This is a genomic window from Amycolatopsis sp. CA-126428, from assembly GCF_002904335.1.
Lineage (GTDB): Bacteria > Actinomycetota > Actinomycetes > Mycobacteriales > Pseudonocardiaceae > Amycolatopsis.
In genome coordinates, this window is the sequence record NZ_PPHF01000129.1 from 205,609 (window position 1) to 222,346 (window position 16,738).

The window sequence follows — 16,738 nt, forward strand, 5'->3', positions numbered from 1 at the left end:
CGTTTTGGGGAGAAGATGCGGGTTCGGCAGCGCCTCGGTGGACCACTTCGTCTAGACAGCGAACTAAACTCGCCGGCCTGGCCACTGTCAAGGACAGGGAACCGTATCTACGGCGCGTATGGCCGAATTCAGGATATGTAATTTACTTGAGACGAACGAGCCGGGCTTCGTTCCTGCGCGGCCGCCAAGCGTCCGGCGGCACAACCTGAGCCTGGTGCTGCGATACCTCGGCAACCGAGGGCCGCCCAAGTCACGGCGGCGACCGGGCTCACCGAAGCGACGGTGTCGAGCCTCGTAACCCCACAGGCGCACTACCGGACACAGTTCGTCCGCCGCATGCGTCGGGTGGCAGTCAGCCAAAACGACTCCCGCCACCCGTCGGCGCGGTGATCACTCTGGCAAGCTGCCGGTCGGCGCCTGCGCCACGACGGGTCATCGGTTTCCTGAAGCTCGGACCACGTCGGTGTCCCCAACGAGGAACGAGGGACGCTCGGCACCTGGGTCCAGCGGATGACCGCGTCGTGGGCGGGTGACCGAGCGATGTCTTCGGCCGGATCGTCGCCGCCCCGGCCTGAACTCCGCTCAGGTGTACCAGGTCGGCGTGGGGTATTCGCCGAGCAGGGCGTACACGCCCACCTCGCGGCGCTTGTACGGCAGCGGGTCGTGCAGCGAGTGGGTCCGCAGGTTGCGCCAGAACCGGTCGAGGCCGTACTTCGACGCGCTCGCCCGCGCCCCGGTCAGCTCGAAGATCTTCGTGCCGATTTCCAGGCCGGTGTCCACCGTGCGCTGCTTGGCCGCGGCGATCAGCACCGCCACCTCGCCGCGCGCTTCGGGTGTCAACTCCTCCCGCGGGGCGTGCAGCACGCGGGAGATCGCCGCACCGGCCTTGTCCACCAGGGCCTCGACCGCCCACAGCTTGGCCTGCAGGTCGCCGTAGCCGTCGAGGATGTACCACTCCTCCGAGGCCGCCTGCTTGTCGTCGCCGCCGTAGGGCCAAGCCCGGGTCCGGTCCTGCGTGTAGGCGAGCGCCGTCTTCAGCGCGCCCTGGGCGATGCCGAGGTAGAAGTTCGCGAAGACGAGCTGGATCGCCGGGACGTTGAGGGTGTTATACACCAGCGGCTGGAACTTGCGGTCGACGTAGCCGGCGGCCGACTCCCACGGCACCCGGACGTTCTCGATCGTCACGCTGCCGGATTCGGTGAGCCGCTGGCCGATGTTGTCCCAGTCGTCGTGGAAGGTGATGCCCTCCTGCTTCGACGGGACGATCGCGAAGATGTGGTCCTCGGTTCCTTCGCGGACGCCTTCGAGCACGGTCAGGTCCGAGACCTTGCCGCCGGTGGAGAACGACTTGTGCCCGTTGTAGACGATGAAGTCGCCGTCCTCGGTGATCGTCAGGTCGGAATCGCGCGGGTTCACCGCGCCGCCGAAGAACAAGTTGTCCTTCGTGTACAGCTCTTCGACCGCGGTCACCTGGGCGTCCGTGGCCACCAGGCGCGCGGCCCAGGCCCACAGGTAGTGGTAGCCCAGCAGCTGCCCGATCGAGCCGTCGGCCTCGGCGATCTCGCGGATCACCCGGTACGCGGTTTCCCAGGTCTGTCCGCCGCCACCGTGCTCGGCCGGGCCGAGGAGGGTCACCAGGCCGGCGTCCTTCAGCAACCGGACTTCCTGGTACGGAGTTTCGCCGCGATGGTCGCGTCCGACGGCGTCGACGGCGAGTTTGGCGGCGACCTCGCGGGCGCGTTCGATCCAGTCGGTCATGCTCGGCTCCTCACGGGTTCGGGTGTTGCGGCGCTGTGGTCGAGGTCTTTTTCCAGCTCCCGGATGATCGGGAGCACGTGCTTGCCGAAGTACTCCACGTCCTCCTGGAAGTGCAGGAAGCCGAGCAGCAGCAGGCTCGCGCCGCGGCGCTTGTATTCGATGGCGCGTTCGGCGATCTGTTCCGGGGTGCCGATGAGCCGGGTGCGGAAGCCGTCGTTGTACTGGACGAGGTCGGCGAACGCCGAATCCGCCCACATGCCCTTCTTGTCCGCGGTGGAGTTGCCGGCCTGCTGCACGGCGGAACGGAAGCCCTCGACGGCTTCCACATTGGCTTTGGCGACGATCTCGCGCAACACGTCCCGCGCTTCGGACTCGCTTTCGCGGGCGATCACGAACCCGTTCAGGCCGAATCGCACGGCGCGGTTGTTTTCGGCGGCGTAGCCGCGGACCTCGGCCACCTGCTCGCTGAAGCCATCGTAGTCCTTCCCGTTACTGAAGTACCAGTCCGACACGCGGCCGGCCAGCTTGCGCGCGGCGGTGGAGTTCCCGCCCTGGAAGACTTCCGGATGCGGACGGCCCTCTCCCGCGATCGGCTTGGGTTTGATGTCGAAATCGTGGATGCGGTAGAAGTCGCCGGAGAACTCGGCGTGGTCGTTGGTCCACAGTTCCTTGAGTACCCGGATGAACTCTTCGGACCGGCGGTAGCGCTCGTCGTGCTCCAGCCACGGTTCACCGAGTCCGGTGAACTCGTCCTTGAACCAGCCGCTGACGACGTTCACCGCGGCCCGGCCGCCGGAGAGGACGTCCGCGCTGGCGATGAACTTGGCCAGCACCCCGGGCTGCCACAACCCGGGGTGCACGGCCGCGATGACTTTCAGCCGCTGCGTCGCCAGCAGGAGGGCGAGGCTGAAGCCGGTCGATTCGTGTTGGTAGGCGGCACCGTAGCTGGCGGTGTAGCGCACCTGCGTGAGCGCGTATTCGAAACCGTTGTTCTCCGCGATGACCGCGAGATCCCGGTTGTATTCGTACCCCCAGTCGGTGCGCTGCTCGATGTCACTGGTGACGAGCCCGCCGCTGACGTTCGGCACCCAATAGGCGAATTTCAGAGGTTCGTGGAGCTGGGTCATGATCGGCAGAGTGGGGTACCGCGCCGCGCACAGCAACGGCATCCAGAGAATGAGAACCCGGATTCCCAAGCACTGAACGAACCGGCGCTGCACTGTTACGACGGCGCGGCGAGGCCTACCGTCCTGTAGTCATGGGCTCCGATTCGAGCAAAGCCGCCCCATGGGTTACCTTTTCGCGGCACTCAGCACCGAACGCCCCGGAATCGCCGCCAGCAGCTCCTTCGTGTACTCCGACTCCGGTTGCTCCAGCACGTGGGCAGCCGGGCCCAGCTCCACCAGCTCCCCCGCGCGCATGACCCCGACGTGGTCCGCGAGCTGCCGGACCACCGCCAAGTCGTGCGAGATGAACAGGTACGACAGACCCAACGAGGACTGCAGTTCGTCCAGCAGCCGCAGGATCTGGGCCTGTACCGAGACGTCCAGCGCCGACACCGGTTCGTCGCACACCACCAGATCCGGCTTCAGCGCCAGGGCCCGCGCGATCGCCACTCGCTGCCGCTGGCCGCCCGACAGCTCCGCCGGCTTCCGGCGCGCCACCGACGACGGCAGTGCCACCTGCTCCAGCAGCTCCGAAACGCGGGCCCGGCGGTCCGGCACCCCGAACGCCCGCAACGGTTCCGCGACCACGTCCTCGATGGAGAACCTCGGGTTCAGTGACGCATACGGGTTCTGGTACACGATCTGCATCCGCCGCCGCAACCGCCGGAGTTCGTCGCCACCGAGCGCGGTGATGTCCTGGCCGTCGAACCGCACCGAACCCGCCGACGGCCGCTCCAGCCGCAGGACCATCCGCGCGGTCGTCGACTTGCCCGAGCCGGATTCACCGACCAGCGCCAGGGTCTGCCCGCGCGGGATGTCGAACGAGACGCCGTCGACCGCGCGAATGCCGCCGTCGAACGTCTTCGCGAGGTCGCGCACCGAAACCAGCGGCTCCGCGGGCGGTGCGGCCGGACGCAGGGCGCTCGACATGCTCGGCGCTGCCGCAAGCAGTTGCTGCGTGTACGGGTGGGTCGGAGCGCTGACGACCGACGTACCTTCCTCCACGACCGAACCTTGCGAGAGCACCACGATCCGCGACGCCCGGTCGGCCGCGACGCCGAGGTCGTGCGTGATCAGGAGGATCGCCGTGCCGGACTCGGCGGCCAGCGACGTGAGGTGGTCGAGGATGCGTCGCTGGACGGTGACGTCGAGGGCGCTGGTCGGCTCGTCGGCGATGATCAGCTTCGGTCGCCCGGCCAGCGCGGCCGCGATGAGCACGCGCTGGCGCAGGCCGCCCGACAGCTGGTGCGGGTACTGCCGTGCCCGCAGCTCCGGCTGCGGAACGCCCGCGCGTTCCAGCAGCTCGGTCGCCTGCACCGACGCCGAGCGCCGGTCCGCGAGGCCGTGGATCTTCAGCACCTCCGCGACCTGGTCGCCGATCCGGTGCACCGGGTTCAGCGACACCGCCGGGTCCTGCGGCACCAGCGCGATCTCGCGCCCGCGCACTCCCCGCCACTGCTTGTCCGAGAGCGCGAGCAGGTCGCGGCCGTCAAAGGTGATCGAACCGCCGTCGACCCGGCCGCCGCGGGGTAGCAGACCGATCGCCGCGTGCGCGGTCGTCGACTTGCCCGAGCCCGATTCGCCGACGACCGCGACCACTTCACCGGCACCGACGTCCAGACTGACGTCACGGACGGCAGGGACCGTCTTGTACGACACGGCCAGCTGGGAAATCCGCAGCAAGGTCATCGGTCTCCTCCGTCCAGTGCCCGGGCCAGCCGGTTCGCGGACAGCACCACCGCCGCGACCGTCAGCCCCGGGAACGTCGTCATCCACCAGGCCGTGGCCAGGAAGCTGCGCCCGCCGGCGACGAGCGCACCCCACTCCGGTGTCGGCGGCGTCGCGCCGAAGCCGAGGAAGCTCAGCGCCGACACCTCGAGCACCGCCGTGCCGAGCGTGAGGGTCGCCAGCGCGAGCACCGGTCCCGCCGCGTTGGGCAGGACGTGCCGCAGCAACACACCCGACCAGCGAACGCCGGAGGCTCGCGCGGCTTCGACGAACACGCCGTTACGCACGCGAAGCACCTCCGCACGCATGACCCGTGCGAAGGACGCGAGGTTGGCGATGCCGACGGCGATCGCGACGTTGGTCGTGCCGAAGCCCAGCGCCGTGACCAGGGCCAACGAGAGCAGGATCGGCGGGATGGCCAGGAAGACGTCGACGACCCGCATGATCGCGGTGTCGGCCCACCCGCCGCGGAACCCGGCCAGCAGGCCCAGCGCGGAGCCCGCGACCAAAGCGACGAGCACGGCGATCGCGGTAGCGCGCAGCGAGAGCGCCGCGCCGTGGATAACCCGCGCGTAGACGTCCCGGCCGGTCTCGTCAGTGCCGAAGAGGTGCTTCAGCGACGGGCCCTGCAGCCGTTCCTTCGGGACGCCGGTGATCGGATCGTACCCGGTCAGCAGCGCCGGGACGAAGGCCGCCAGCAGCACGAACCCCAGCACCGCGATGGCGAACACGAGACCCGGGCGGCGCACCACGCGAGCCGGGGTGGCGAGGTCAACCATGGGCCACCTCCGGCGTCCGGGCGATGCGCGGATCGAGCAGCGGGTAGAGCAGGTCGACGACCAGGTTGAGCACCACGAACACCAGCGCGGCCAGCACGATCACCGCCTGCACCACCGGGACGTCCTGCGCGGTGACGGCGGCCGCGGTGATCCGGCCGACGCCGTCACGCGAAAACACCGTCTCCGTGATCACCGAACCCGCCACGAGGTTGCCCGCCACCACCCCGGCGATGGTCAGCGTCGGCACGGCCGCGTTGCGCAGCAGGTGTCCGGAATGGACACGCCAGCGGCTCGCACCCTTGGCCGCCGCGATCTCCGCGTACGGCTGCTCCTGCTGCGTGGCCAGACTCTTCGCCAGCACTTGCCCGATGATCGCGCCGGTCGGCAGGGCCAGCGTGAGGGCGGGCAGGATCAGCGCGGAGAAGCCCTGCGTGCCGAGCGCGGGCAGCAGCCGCAGGCGGAACGAGAAGAACTGGATGAGCAGCAGCCCGACCCAGAACGGCGGCAGCGAGATGGCCAGCGACGGCAGGGACAGCAGCGCCTGCCGCAGCCAGCGGAACTTCGTGAACGTGCCGAGAAACGCCGACCCGCCGCCGAACAAGACCGCGAAGACCAGGGCCAGCCCGGTCACCGCCAGCGTCGGCGGCAGCGCCGTGACGACCATGTGCGTCGCATCATCGCCGGTGGCGACGCTGCGGCCGAAGTCACCGTGCAGCGCCGAGACCAGGCGCTTCAGGTACTGGACCGGCAGCGGCGAGTCGAGGCCGTACTCCGCGCGGGCGGCCGCGAGCTGCTCAGGCGTCGCCGACGACCCCGCCTCCCCGCTGGCGAGCTTCGCCGACACGGCGTCGCCCGGCAGCAGGTACAGGATCAGGAACGACAGCGTGAACGCCGCCCACAGTACGAACACCGCCTGCCCGACGCGACGGAGGAGATACCGCCTCACGACAGCCACGCGTCGAACAGCTGCAGCCGCGACGACGCCTCGAAGTCGACGTTGTGCGCCTTCGCGCTTACCGCGACGACCTGCGTCAGCTCGAACACCGGGACCGCGTAGGCGTGGTCGATGATGAGCTTCTGCACCTCGTCGGCGGACGGCTTCCGCTTGGCCGTATCCACAGTGGACGACTGCGCATCCAGGGCGACATCCACGGGGTTGCCCGGCGTCAGCTTGCTGCGGTTGCCGGCCTTGGTGGAGAACTGGCCGCGCAGGATGTCCGGGTCCGCGCGCGTGACGTTGTACCAGAGGAAGTCGTAGTTCCCGCTCAGCTGGATCTGTGTGGTCTCGGCCGTGGTGTGCTGCTCGATTCGCAGGTCGAAGCCGATCTTGCGGAGCTGCTGCTGGATCAGCTCCAGCACGCTGCGGTTCTGGTTGAACACCGGGGAGAACACGACCGACGCGCTCAGCTTCTGCCCGTCCCTGACGCGGATCCCGTCCGGGCCGGGCACCCAGCCTTCGCCGTCCAGCAGCCCGGCCGCGCCCTTCTGGTCGTACGCAAGCTGCTGCGACAGGTCGCTGTGCAGTGGCGTCGCCGAGCCGAGGATGCTGGTGGCGGCCTTGTAGCTCGGCGTCAGCACCGTGTTGACGACTTCGGTGCGGTCGACGCCCTTGAGCACGGCCTGGCGCACCTTCTCGTCGGTGAGCACGCCCCGGGTGGTGTTGGCGTGCAGGTTGAACACGACGCCGGGGTTGGGCCGGATGTTCTCGCTGAAGCCGTTGCCGGTGAACTGCGGCTCGTCGACCGGCTGGATGTCCGTCGCCGCGTCGAGCTGGCCGGAGGAAAGGCTGCCAGTGCGGACGCCAGGCTCCGGCACGATCTTGTAGTCGATCTTGTCGAGGTAGGCCTCACCCTGGTGCTTGAACAGCGACGAGCCCCAGGCGTACCCCTTGCGCTTGGCCAGGACGATTTCCTGGTTCTGCTTCAGGCTTTCGAAGACGAACGGCCCGGAGCCGGTCAGGCCGGTGCCCTGGCAGCGCTGTTCCGGGGTCTGCCTGAATGCGGCGGGCGCGAGGAGACCGAGCGACATCGTCGAGCTGGCCTGCAGGAACTGCGCGCTCGGCGCGGAAAACTCGAGGCGCACGGTCTGCGGGTCGACGACGGTCGACGCCTTGTATGCGGCGAGGTAGCCGTAGCCGAGCTGGGCCTTCGTGCCGAGGGCCTTGATGCCGTCGAAACTCGTCTTCACGGCGGCCGCGTCGACCGGGCTGCCGTCGGAGAAGGTCGCGCCGGAGCGCAGGTGGAACGTGAAGGCCGTCGAATCCGGGCTGATCTCCCACTTTTCGGCCAGCCACGGCTTGATCTCGCCGGTCTTCGGGTCCTGGTCGGTGAGCGAGTCGACGAGCTGGCGGCCGACGTTGATCGACGCGTTCGTGGCGGCCTGCTGTGGGTCGATGCAGTCGGGCGCGGACGAGATGCCCAGCCGCAGCGTGCCGCCGGGCTTCGGCGGGCCGGCGTCGGCGGCCTGTTCGGTGCCCGCGGCGGAGCAGGCGGTCAGCAGCACGGGCAAGGCGAGCACGGCCGCGGCGTTGCGGGCGAAGGAAAGTGGGGACACCGGACGGCCTCCAGCAGGGAACGGTTGCGTCTTCGAGTGCGACGCTAGCCAAGCGCTTGAGGCCGTCCCACTGTGCGAACCGGAGTCTCATTCCCTGGCACCGCGACGACGCGCCCTTGACACACACAAGTGAAACGGTCACGCGACCTGCGGCTCGACCGCGGCCTGTCGCGACCGATCGCGCTCGGCCCGGCGGACCACCGCCGGAACGGCCAGGCCGGTCGCGGCGAAAATGCCCCCGATCACGAACCAGCCCGGTGTGCCCCAAGTGATGCACAGGGCGTTCAGCACCGCGGGCCCCAGCGTCACACCGAGCCCCAGTCCCATCCCGAAGAGGCCCTGGTACTGGCCGACCGCGTGCGGGGGCGCCAGCGTGAACGACAGCTCGAAGCCGCCCGCCGCCTGCCAGAGTTCGCCGATCGTGGGCACGACCACCGCGGCCAGCAGGAAACCGAGAGCCAGCCACGTCGGGGCGTGTTGACCACCATCACGCCGGAGATCGTCCAGTTCGGCGCCGTGGTCCGGGCGACCAGCCACAGCGGGACCGCCGCGGTCAGCACCCGGTACTGGGTCGCCAGCACGCCGTCGAGCAGGGTCAGTACTCCTGGACCAGCGGGCTGCGCGCCGCCGGTCCCGCCGTCTGGGCCGCGGCGAAGGTGAGGCCCACGTGATCCGCAACGCCGGCGGCGTGGTCACCGAGGACGAGATCCGCTCGCTCGACGTCGCCACCGGAAAGCTGAACGAAGTGGTGTGACCCGCGATTTATTCCGGCGTTCCACGTGCGTCCCAGCAGTTGACCAGTCCCGCCTGAAGCGCGGGATCCGGCGCACACTGCGCATGGGCCGAGGAGAAGGGAACGCCGGGATGACTTCAGGAACGGGACCACGGATCGCGGTCGCGCTGGACGGAGCCGGGTGGCATCCTGCCGCGTGGCGGGAACCCGGCGCGCGGCCACGCGAGCTGCTCACCGCCGGCTACTGGGCTGACCTGGTCCGGGAGGCGGAGGCGGCGAAGCTGGACTTCGTCACCATCGAAGACTCGCTGGCCCTGCAGACGGTGCACCCCCTCGACCGGCCGGGCGAGCGGACCGGCATCGTCCAGGGCCGCCTCGACGCCGTGCTGATCGCCGCCCGCGTCGCCCCGCTGACCTCGCACATCGGGCTCGTGCCCACCGCGGTGGTCACCCACACCGAGCCGTTCCACCTGTCCAAAGCCATCGCCACACTCGACTACGTCAGCACCGGCCGCGCCGGCGTCCGCGTGCAGGTCGCCGGCCGCGCCGACGACAACCGGCACTTCGGGCGCCGCGAATTCGGCGAGTTCCGCCTCGAAGACGCCGCCGAGCCGGACAAACCCGGCCCCCTGGCCGACCTGTTCGACGAGGCCGCGGACTACGTCGAGGTGCTGCGCCGGCTCTGGGACTCCTGGGAGGACGACGCCGAGATCCGCGACGTCGTTACCGGCCGGTTCGTCGACCGCGAGAAGCTGCACTACATTGACTTCACCGGCCGCTGGTTCTCGGTCAAGGGCCCGTCGATCACCCCACGGCCGCCGCAGGGCCAGCCCCTGGTCACGGCGCTGGCTCACGCCGCCATCCCCTACCGGCTCGCCGCCCGCTCCGCCGACGTCGTCTACGTGACACCGTTCGACCGCGGACAGGCGAGCACGATCGTCGCCGCGGTGCGCGACGAGCAGGACCGCGCCGGACGCGGCGGCGAGACCCTGCACGTCTTCGGGGACGTCGTCGTGTTCCTCGGTGAGACCGAGCAGGCGGCCGCGGACCGCAAGGCCCGGCTCGACGATCGGTTCGGCGCGGCGTACGACTCGGACGCGTACGTCTTCACCGGCACCCCGGCCGGGCTGGCCGACCTGCTGCTCGACTGGCAGCGCGCCGGGCTCTCCGGCTTCCGGCTGCGGCCGGGCGCGGTACCGCACGACCTGACCGCCATCACCCGCGGCCTGGTCCCCGAACTGCGGGCCCGCGGTGCCTTCCGCACCGAATACGAGGCGAGCACCCTACGGGGCCTGCTCGGTCTTTCCCGGCCCGCCAACCGCTACGCCACCGCCTGAGGAGGCCCGAGATGTCCCGCAAGCAGATCCACCTCGCGGCGCACTTCCCCGGCGTCAACAACACAACCGTGTGGAGCGACCCCGAAGCCGGCAGCCACATCGAATTCAGCTCCTTCGTCAAGCTCGCGCAGACCGCCGAGCGCGCGAAGTTCGACTTCTTCTTCCTCGCCGAAGGCCTGCGGCTGCGCGAGCAGAACGGGCAGATCTACGACCTCGACGTCGTCGGCCGCCCGGACACCTTCACCGTGCTCTCCGCGCTGGCCGCGGTCACCGAGCGGCTCGGCCTCGCCGGGACGATCAACTCGACGTTCAACGAACCCTTCGAGGTGGCCCGGCAGTTCGCCTCGCTCGACCACCTCTCCGCCGCGCGCGCCGCGTGGAACGTCGTTACATCGTGGGACGCCTTCACCGGCGAAAACTTCCGCCGCGGCGGGTACCTCCCCCAGGACCAGCGCTACGAGCGCGCCGAGACGTTCCTGCGCACCGCCTGGGAGCTGTTCGACTCCTGGCGCGGCGACGAGATCGCCGCCGACGCCGAGACCGGCGTGTTCCTGCGCAACCCCGAGGCGGGCACGTTCGCCCACCACGACGGCCACTTCGCCATCGAGGGCCGGTTCCCGGTCCCGCGCAGCCCACAGGGCCGCCCGGTGATCATCCAAGCCGGCGACTCCGACGAGGGTCGCGAGTTCGCCGCGGCCACCGCCGACGCGATCTTCAGCCGCTACGGCACCCTCGAAGCGGGACAGAAGTTCTACTCCGACGTGAAGGGCCGGCTGGCGAAATACGGCCGGACGCCGGAGCAGCTGGTGATCCTGCCCGCGGCCACGTTCGTCCTCGGCGACACCGACGCCGACGCCCACGAACGCGCCCACCTCGTCCGGCGGCAGCAGGTCAGCGCGCAGACCGCGATCAAGTTCCTCGAACAGGTCTGGAACACCGACCTGTCCGGCCACGACCCCGACGGCCCGCTGCCCACGACCGACCCGGTGGTCGACGGGTCCACGATCGCGCCGGGTCGCGCCAGCGTCCGCATGTACCGCGACCCCCTGGCCACCGCCCGCGAATGGCGGCAACTCGCCGAGGCCAAGAACCTCTCCACCCGCGACCTGATCATCGAAGTCACCGGACGGCAGACGTTCATCGGCTCACCCGCGACCATCGCCGCCGCGATCGACGACCTCGTCCAGGCCGACGCGAGCGACGGCTTCATCCTCGTCCCGCACGTCACCCCCGGCGGCCTCGACGAGTTCGCCGACACCGTCGTCCCGCTGCTGCAGGAACGCGGCTCCTTCCGCACCGACTACACCGGCACGACCCTGCGCGACCACCTCGGCCTGGACACCTGAACCGTCAGCGGCCGCCCGCCGCATCCGCGGCGGTGCGCCCGTGCACGGCCGGGCGCCCGCCGTAGGGGTCGTCGTCCGTCCACAGTGTCGTGGGCGCGGCCTTCCGCACCACGGGCACGACCTCCGAGGCGAACCGTTCCAGCATGTCCAGCTGCTGCTCGTGCGGGATCATCGTCGGCAGGCTGAACGACTGCAGGTCGTGCCCGTAGGCTTCGTGCCACCACAGGATCTTTTCGGCGATCTGCTGTGGACTGCCGACCAGGACCGGCCCGCGCTCGATGGCGTCGTCGACCGTCGGGAACTCCATCGGGTTTCCCGGCGTGTGGTTGCCCGGCTGGTTGAAGAACTCGACGATCTTCTCGTAGGTCGGGCCGAAGGCCCCACGCGCTTCCTGCGTGGTGTCCGCCAGGTACAGGAATCCGGCACCCGCACCGACGAACGCGAACCGCGGGTCGTGGCCGTGCTCGGCGTAGTGCTTGCGGTAATGCTCGATCAGCACGGTGTACCGGTCCCGCGGCTGGAGGGCGTTGGCCGAGAACAGCGGATCACCCCACTTCGCCGCCAGCTCCGCCGACGTCACCGTGGTCGCCGAACCGTGCCACACCCGCGGCGCGCCGGCGAACGGCCGCGGCAAACTGGTCACCCCGGCCAGCGGGCCGCGGAACCGCCCCGACCAGGTGACGTCCTCCTCGCGCCAGAGCTGCCGCAGCAGCTCGTACTTCTCGGCGAGCGCGTCCCACTGGTCACCGTTCTCGATGCCGAACATCGGCAGCTGGCGCAACTCGTTGCCCTTGCCGATCACCAGCTCCAGCCGCCCGCGGGACAACTGGTCGACCGTCGCGTAGTCCTCCGCCACCCGCAGCGGATCGTGGATCGACAGCACCGAGACCCCGGTCTGGATCCGCACCCGGCTCGTCGTCGCCGCGATCGCGCCCAGCAGCACGGTGACGCCGCTGCTCAAGAAGTGCCCCGCGTGCCGTTCGCCGAGCGCGACGGCGTCGAACCCGAACTCTTCCGCATAACGCGCGGAGGTGAGCGCCTGGGCGAAGCGCTCGTCGGTCCGGACCCGGCGACCGGTCACCGGATTCGTGAGGTGGGGCAGGATGTCCAGGACCTGGAATCTCATCACGCGGCTCCTTCGTGCAACACCGTCATCGTGCCGCCGGCGATCCGTGTGCCGTCAAGTCGTTCCACCCGCCGGGCAGCCTTCCACGCCACGGCAGTCACGGCCCACAATCGCACTCATGACGACCCAGCCCGGACAACGCGCGGACTCCGAGGTGTTCGACGTGGCCATCCGGATCGACCTCACCGGCCAAGCCGCCGACGCCGCTCTCATCGCCACCCGGCTGACCACTGCGCTCGACGGACTGGCGAACGTCGACGTCATCACCGCCCGCCCTCGGCGCGCCGCCCACCTCACCCTGGTCTCGGACCCCCTCCTGCGCATCGAAACCGAGTCCCGGCGCGCGGTCCTGCTGGGCAGTCCGCTCACGCTGACCCGGCTGGAATTCGACCTGCTGCGGTTCCTGCGTGCGCACCCGGACCGGGTCTTCACCCGCGCCGCGCTGAAATCCGCACTCTGGCCGCGGCAGCACGGCGGTGACCGGACGGTCGACGTCCACGTCCGCAAGCTCCGGGCCAAGCTCGAGCCACACCTGGACCCGATCACCACCGTCCGCGGTGTGGGCTACCGCTTCGAGAGCTCAGCACCGGTGGCCCTGCTCTGAGCCGCTGCCGAACAGGAGAATCATCGTGGCTGACGCCCCCTTGTCGGTGCTCGACCTCGTCCCGGTCAGTTCCGGGTCCGACGTCGCCCACGCCGTGCGCAACACCGTCGACCTCGCCCGGCGGACCGAAGAATTCGGCTACCACCGCTACTGGTTCGCCGAACACCACCTCAACCCGGGCGTCGCCGGTGCTTCCCCACCGGTGCTCATCGCCCTCGTGGCCGGAGCCACCGAACGCATCCGGCTCGGCTCCGCCGGCGTCCAGCTCGCCCACCGCACACCCCTGGCCGTCGTCGAAGAGTTCGGCCTCCTCGACGCGCTCCACCCCGGGCGGCTCGACCTGGGGCTCGGCCGCAGCGGTAAGCAGCTGGTCCGCGAATACGCCACGGCGGCGCCACGGCCGGCGCCCGCTCAGGCCGCCAACGGCCTGCTCATCCCGGCGAAACCCGACTTCGGCAGTCTGGCCCGGTCGTCCCGGCTCGGCCTGGCCTTCGGACTGCTGCAGCAACCCGGCGCCGAATCCCCCGGCTACGCCGAGCAGGTCGACGACATTCTCGCCCTCCTGCGCGGCACCTACCGCTCCGCCGAGGGACTGGAAGCCCACGCCGTCCCCGGCGAAGGCGCGCGGCCGCAGGTCTGGATCCTCGGCAGCAGCGGCGGCCAGAGCGCGTCCGTAGCCGGCCACAACTCGCTGCGCTTCGCGGCCAACTACCACGTCAGCCCGTCCAGCGTGCTCGAAGCCGTCGACGCCTACCGGCAGGCGTTCCGGCCGTCGGACGAACTCCCCCGCCCCCACATCGCGGTATCGGCGGACGTGGTCGTCGCCGAAGACGACGCCGCGGCCCGCGAACTGGCGTCGGGCTACGCGCTCTGGGTCCGCAGCATCCGCCGCGCCGAGGGCGCGATCCGGTTCCCGACACCGGAAGAAGCGGCCGCCCACGAGTGGAGCGACGAGGACCGCGCGATCGTCGCCGACCGCGTCGACACCCAGTTCGTCGGCTCGGCCGCCACGGTCGCCGCCCGGCTCCGGCAGTTGCAGGAGGCGACCGGCGCGGACGAGCTCGTCGTCACGACCATCACCCACGCCCACGCCGACCGGGTGCGGTCCTACGAACTGCTCGCCGAACACTGGAACCGCTGAGCTCAGCTCCGCAGCAACGGCAGCAGCTGATCGCCCTGCCGCTTGATCTCCGGCAGATAAGGGGTGTCGGACAGGATGAAGTGGCTGATCCCGAGCGCTCGGTACTTGCGCAGGGACTTCGCGACGTCCTCGGCCGATCCGACAAGCCAGGTCGTGCCCGCACCGGCGGCGCCGAACCGGCCAGGAGCGGTGTAGAGGTTGTCGTCGAGCACGTCGCCTCGCGTGGCCAGGTCGAGCAGCCGTCGCTGGCCGGTGGCCGCGGACCACGTGACGTCTCGCGGACGATCGTCCCCCGTGCCATCCGGTCCACCTTGGCCTCGGCTTCCGCCCAGGCCTGTTCCGTGGTGTCGCGGACGAACGTGGTGACGCGCAGCCCGTACTCCAGCGGCGGGTGCTCGCGCCCCAGTTTCGCACTCAGGTCTTCGAGTCGTTCGATCCGCTCGGCGACGCCGTCCAGAGGTTCGCCCCAGAACAGCTGGACGTCCGCTTCGGTGGCGCCGACTTCCTCGGCGGCCGCGGAAGCGCCGCCGAAGTAGAGCCGCGGGTGCGGGCGGCCGGGACGGGTGACCGGCCGTTGCGCGAGGGTGGAGCCGGTGACGCCGAAGTACTCGCCCTCGTATGTGACGTTCTCCTCGGCCCACAGCCGCCGCACGAGCTGGAGGAACTCCTTGGTCCGGGCGTAGCGCCGGGTTTGGTCGCCTTCGTCGTCACCGTAGGCGGACAGGTCGTCCTTGCCCGACACCACGTTGACCAGCAGCCGCCCGCCGGAGAGGTGGTCCAGGGTGGCGGCCGCGGCCGCGAACTGCGCGGGCCGCGAGTACCCCGGCCGGACCGCGACGAGCGGCTGGAACGCGCTCGTGCGCGCGGCCAGTGCGGTGGCGACGGTGAAGGTGTCGGGCCGACCCCACCCGGTGCCGAGCAGCGCGCCCGCCCAGCCGTGCCGTTCGAGCGCGTGGGCGTGCGCCGTAAGCGTGTCCAGGCTGTTGTGGTCCGCGACGACGTCGTCGCCGCGGTGACCGGGCTCGGCCTGGTTCGGGATGTACCAGAGGAATTCGATACCTCCGACGGTAATCACCGGGCGGCGAAGGCCGCCACGCGTCTGACGACTCAAGATCCCCGGCGATGCTGACCCGGTAGCGCCGGACTTCGCCGACGCTGTCGAGGACTCCGCCTTGCCGTTCGATCGTCTTGGCCGACGCGGTGTTGTCCGCAGCGCAGACCAGCACCACGTGGTCCATGCCGCGCCGTGCCGCCTCCGCCAGCATCTCCCCCAGCGCCCACGTCCCCAAGCCGCGTCCCCGCGCGGCCGGCCGGATGCCGTAGCCGATGTGCCCGGCGCGCTGGACGAGCTCACCGCTTCCGTGCCGCAAGGCGATGGCCCCGAGCACCGTGCCGTCCTCGACGATCCACCGGTACGTGCAGCTCACGTCAGTGGCGAGACGGGCGATCCACGCGGAGAACCCGGCCGGGGTCCGAACGTCGTCGGTGGCCAACAAGCCGAAACCGTCTTCATGCAGGCCCGGTCCCCACTCCGCGTGCGCATCGACCCAGGCCGGGTACAGGCGCTCGGTGGGAACGATCAGGCGGGGCTCGGCGTCAGTCACCGAAGGCCGCCCGGTGGGCCGTAGCGCAAGTGGAAGGGAGCTCGTCCGGGATGACGACGCTGCCGGTGATCGTCGTCGGAGGTTCGAGCGGGATCGCCCGCACCCGCGTGGAGCGGAGCTCGGCCACCTGATCGGCGGGTAGCACGGTCCAGCTGCGCGGATCGGAGCCGACCTCGACGATCGTGTCCCCGACCGTGCCCGCACGGCGGCCCGGCCGCAGTGGGGCCTCCCGCAACGCGGCGACCACGGACGGGTCGTGATCCTGGGCAGCGCGGAACGGACCGTCGGCCAGTTCGGCCACGCCGACGGCCGCGCGACCGGCGGCGGGGTGCCGCACGGACACGACCGCGAACAGGGACTCCGTCCACGTCGGCAGCACCCGCAGCCCGGGCGCCGCCCGCACGCCCCGCGCGAGGGCCAGGTCGAGCTCGCCCTGCCGCAGGGCGTTCAGGCGCGCGGGCAGCGGCAGATCGACGAGCACCACGTCGAACCCCGGAGCCTGCTCGCGCAACGCGTCGATCCCCCGTTCCAGCCGGGCAGTGAACTGGCCCGTGCCGGTACCGATGCGCATCACCCCCGCCCGCGGGGTCGCCGCGCCCCGGACCCGGTCGGCGGCCGCCAGCGCCTCCCGGGCCGCGTCGAGCACCCGGTACCCGGCCTCCGTGAGCCGGACCCGCCGCGGCGACCGGTCGAACAGCCGCACCCCCAGCTCACGCTCCAGCCGCGCGATCTGCCGGCTGACCGCGGGCTGGGCGATGTGCAGCCGCTCGGCGGCCCGGCCGAAGTGCAGCTCGTCGGCGACAACTACGACTTTTCTAGTGCGCTTTAAACAAGCTGCTCACCTGCGGAAACACTGGGTTAGC

14 protein-coding genes and 2 pseudogenes are annotated in these 16,738 nt (G+C 70.4%); 4 read left to right on the forward strand and 12 right to left on the reverse strand.

Annotated features, from left to right (window positions below; all coding sequences use genetic code 11):
* Nucleotides 1-582: 582 nt before the first annotated feature.
* The 7 genes from C2L58_RS31880 to C2L58_RS31910 form a co-directional block, all read right to left on the reverse strand.
* A complete protein-coding gene (locus tag C2L58_RS31880) occupies nucleotides 583-1,758 on the reverse strand; it encodes an acyl-CoA dehydrogenase family protein (protein ID WP_103341369.1) in 1,176 nt (391 codons plus the stop codon).
* Nucleotides 1,755-2,885, reverse strand: coding sequence for a dimethylsulfone monooxygenase SfnG (sfnG, locus tag C2L58_RS31885; RefSeq protein ID WP_103341393.1), 1,131 nt, complete (start codon nucleotides 2,883-2,885; stop codon nucleotides 1,755-1,757). Before sfnG ends, C2L58_RS31880 begins: the two co-directional genes overlap by 4 nt.
* A gap of 165 nt (nucleotides 2,886-3,050) precedes the next feature.
* Nucleotides 3,051-4,613, reverse strand: a complete 1,563-nt coding sequence (locus C2L58_RS31890) for a dipeptide ABC transporter ATP-binding protein (protein WP_103341370.1) — start codon at nucleotides 4,611-4,613, stop codon at nucleotides 3,051-3,053.
* Nucleotides 4,610-5,431, reverse strand: coding sequence for an ABC transporter permease (locus C2L58_RS31895; RefSeq protein ID WP_103341371.1), 822 nt, complete (start codon nucleotides 5,429-5,431; stop codon nucleotides 4,610-4,612). Before C2L58_RS31895 ends, C2L58_RS31890 begins: the two co-directional genes overlap by 4 nt.
* Nucleotides 5,424-6,377 carry an ABC transporter permease gene (locus tag C2L58_RS31900; RefSeq protein WP_103341372.1) on the reverse strand — a complete coding sequence of 318 codons (954 nt, stop codon included), beginning with the start codon at nucleotides 6,375-6,377 and terminating at the stop codon, nucleotides 5,424-5,426. The genes C2L58_RS31895 and C2L58_RS31900 overlap by 8 nt, the downstream gene beginning before the upstream one ends.
* Nucleotides 6,374-7,984 (reverse strand): ABC transporter substrate-binding protein, encoded by a 1,611-nt coding sequence (locus C2L58_RS31905; RefSeq protein WP_103341373.1) that lies wholly within the window; start codon nucleotides 7,982-7,984, stop codon nucleotides 6,374-6,376. Before C2L58_RS31905 ends, C2L58_RS31900 begins: the two co-directional genes overlap by 4 nt.
* 138 nt (nucleotides 7,985-8,122) lie before the next feature.
* Nucleotides 8,123-8,521: a hypothetical protein gene (locus C2L58_RS31910; protein WP_199191541.1), complete on the reverse strand. Its 399-nt coding sequence runs from the start codon at nucleotides 8,519-8,521 to the stop codon at nucleotides 8,123-8,125.
* A gap of 327 nt (nucleotides 8,522-8,848) precedes the next feature.
* Between C2L58_RS31910 and C2L58_RS31920 the strand changes: the two genes are divergently transcribed.
* Nucleotides 8,849-10,054, forward strand: a complete 1,206-nt coding sequence (locus tag C2L58_RS31920) for an LLM class flavin-dependent oxidoreductase (RefSeq protein WP_103341374.1) — start codon at nucleotides 8,849-8,851, stop codon at nucleotides 10,052-10,054.
* Between the two features lie 11 nt (nucleotides 10,055-10,065).
* A complete protein-coding gene (locus C2L58_RS31925) occupies nucleotides 10,066-11,400 on the forward strand; it encodes an NtaA/DmoA family FMN-dependent monooxygenase (protein WP_103341375.1) in 1,335 nt (444 codons plus the stop codon).
* A 4-nt stretch (nucleotides 11,401-11,404) separates the two neighbouring features.
* Here C2L58_RS31925 and C2L58_RS31930 read toward each other — a convergent pair whose 3' ends face one another.
* Nucleotides 11,405-12,526 carry an LLM class flavin-dependent oxidoreductase gene (locus C2L58_RS31930; RefSeq protein ID WP_103341376.1) on the reverse strand — a complete coding sequence of 374 codons (1,122 nt, stop codon included), beginning with the start codon at nucleotides 12,524-12,526 and terminating at the stop codon, nucleotides 11,405-11,407.
* 118 nt (nucleotides 12,527-12,644) lie between these two features.
* On the opposite strand from C2L58_RS31930, the gene C2L58_RS31935 reads away from it, so the two are divergent.
* Complete coding sequence (locus C2L58_RS31935; protein ID WP_103341377.1) at nucleotides 12,645-13,130, forward strand: winged helix-turn-helix domain-containing protein; 486 nt, start codon at nucleotides 12,645-12,647, stop codon at nucleotides 13,128-13,130.
* A 25-nt stretch (nucleotides 13,131-13,155) separates the two neighbouring features.
* Nucleotides 13,156-14,271, forward strand: a complete 1,116-nt coding sequence (locus C2L58_RS31940; RefSeq protein WP_103341378.1) for an LLM class flavin-dependent oxidoreductase — start codon at nucleotides 13,156-13,158, stop codon at nucleotides 14,269-14,271.
* Here the strand turns inward: C2L58_RS31940 and C2L58_RS31945 are convergent.
* The 4 genes and pseudogenes from C2L58_RS31945 to C2L58_RS51335 form a co-directional block, all read right to left on the reverse strand.
* On the reverse strand, nucleotides 14,207-15,346 hold the full coding sequence (locus C2L58_RS31945; RefSeq protein ID WP_199191542.1) for an LLM class flavin-dependent oxidoreductase: 1,140 nt from the start codon (nucleotides 15,344-15,346) through the stop codon (nucleotides 14,207-14,209). The two genes, C2L58_RS31940 and C2L58_RS31945, sit on opposite strands and share 65 nt — an antisense overlap.
* A 106-nt stretch (nucleotides 15,347-15,452) precedes the next feature.
* Nucleotides 15,453-15,875: pseudogene (locus tag C2L58_RS51330) on the reverse strand (GNAT family N-acetyltransferase); the annotation flags it as partial.
* A complete protein-coding gene (locus tag C2L58_RS31955) occupies nucleotides 15,868-16,446 on the reverse strand; it encodes a LysR family transcriptional regulator substrate-binding protein (protein WP_255410606.1) in 579 nt (192 codons plus the stop codon). The pseudogene C2L58_RS51330 and the gene C2L58_RS31955, both read right to left, overlap by 8 nt.
* Before the next feature lie 93 nt (nucleotides 16,447-16,539).
* A pseudogene (locus C2L58_RS51335) lies at nucleotides 16,540-16,677 on the reverse strand (helix-turn-helix domain-containing protein); the annotation flags it as partial.
* Nucleotides 16,678-16,738 lie beyond the last annotated feature (61 nt).

Bases quoted from the DNA above. Each gene is read 5' to 3' on its own strand.
- C2L58_RS31880 (WP_103341369.1), bottom strand. From the start codon at position 1,758: ATGACCGACTGGATCGAACGCGCCCGCGAGGTCGCCGCCAAACTCGCC.
- sfnG (WP_103341393.1), bottom strand. From the start codon at position 2,885: ATGACCCAGCTCCACGAACCTCTGAAATTCGCCTATTGGGTGCCGAAC.
- C2L58_RS31890 (WP_103341370.1), bottom strand. From the start codon at position 4,613: ATGACCTTGCTGCGGATTTCCCAGCTGGCCGTGTCGTACAAGACGGTC.
- C2L58_RS31895 (WP_103341371.1), bottom strand. From the start codon at position 5,431: ATGGTTGACCTCGCCACCCCGGCTCGCGTGGTGCGCCGCCCGGGTCTC.
- C2L58_RS31920 (WP_103341374.1), top strand. From the start codon at position 8,849: ATGACTTCAGGAACGGGACCACGGATCGCGGTCGCGCTGGACGGAGCC.
- C2L58_RS31925 (WP_103341375.1), top strand. From the start codon at position 10,066: ATGTCCCGCAAGCAGATCCACCTCGCGGCGCACTTCCCCGGCGTCAAC.
- C2L58_RS31930 (WP_103341376.1), bottom strand. From the start codon at position 12,526: ATGAGATTCCAGGTCCTGGACATCCTGCCCCACCTCACGAATCCGGTG.
- C2L58_RS31935 (WP_103341377.1), top strand. From the start codon at position 12,645: ATGACGACCCAGCCCGGACAACGCGCGGACTCCGAGGTGTTCGACGTG.
- C2L58_RS31955 (WP_255410606.1), bottom strand. From the start codon at position 16,446: ATGCGCATCGGTACCGGCACGGGCCAGTTCACTGCCCGGCTGGAACGG.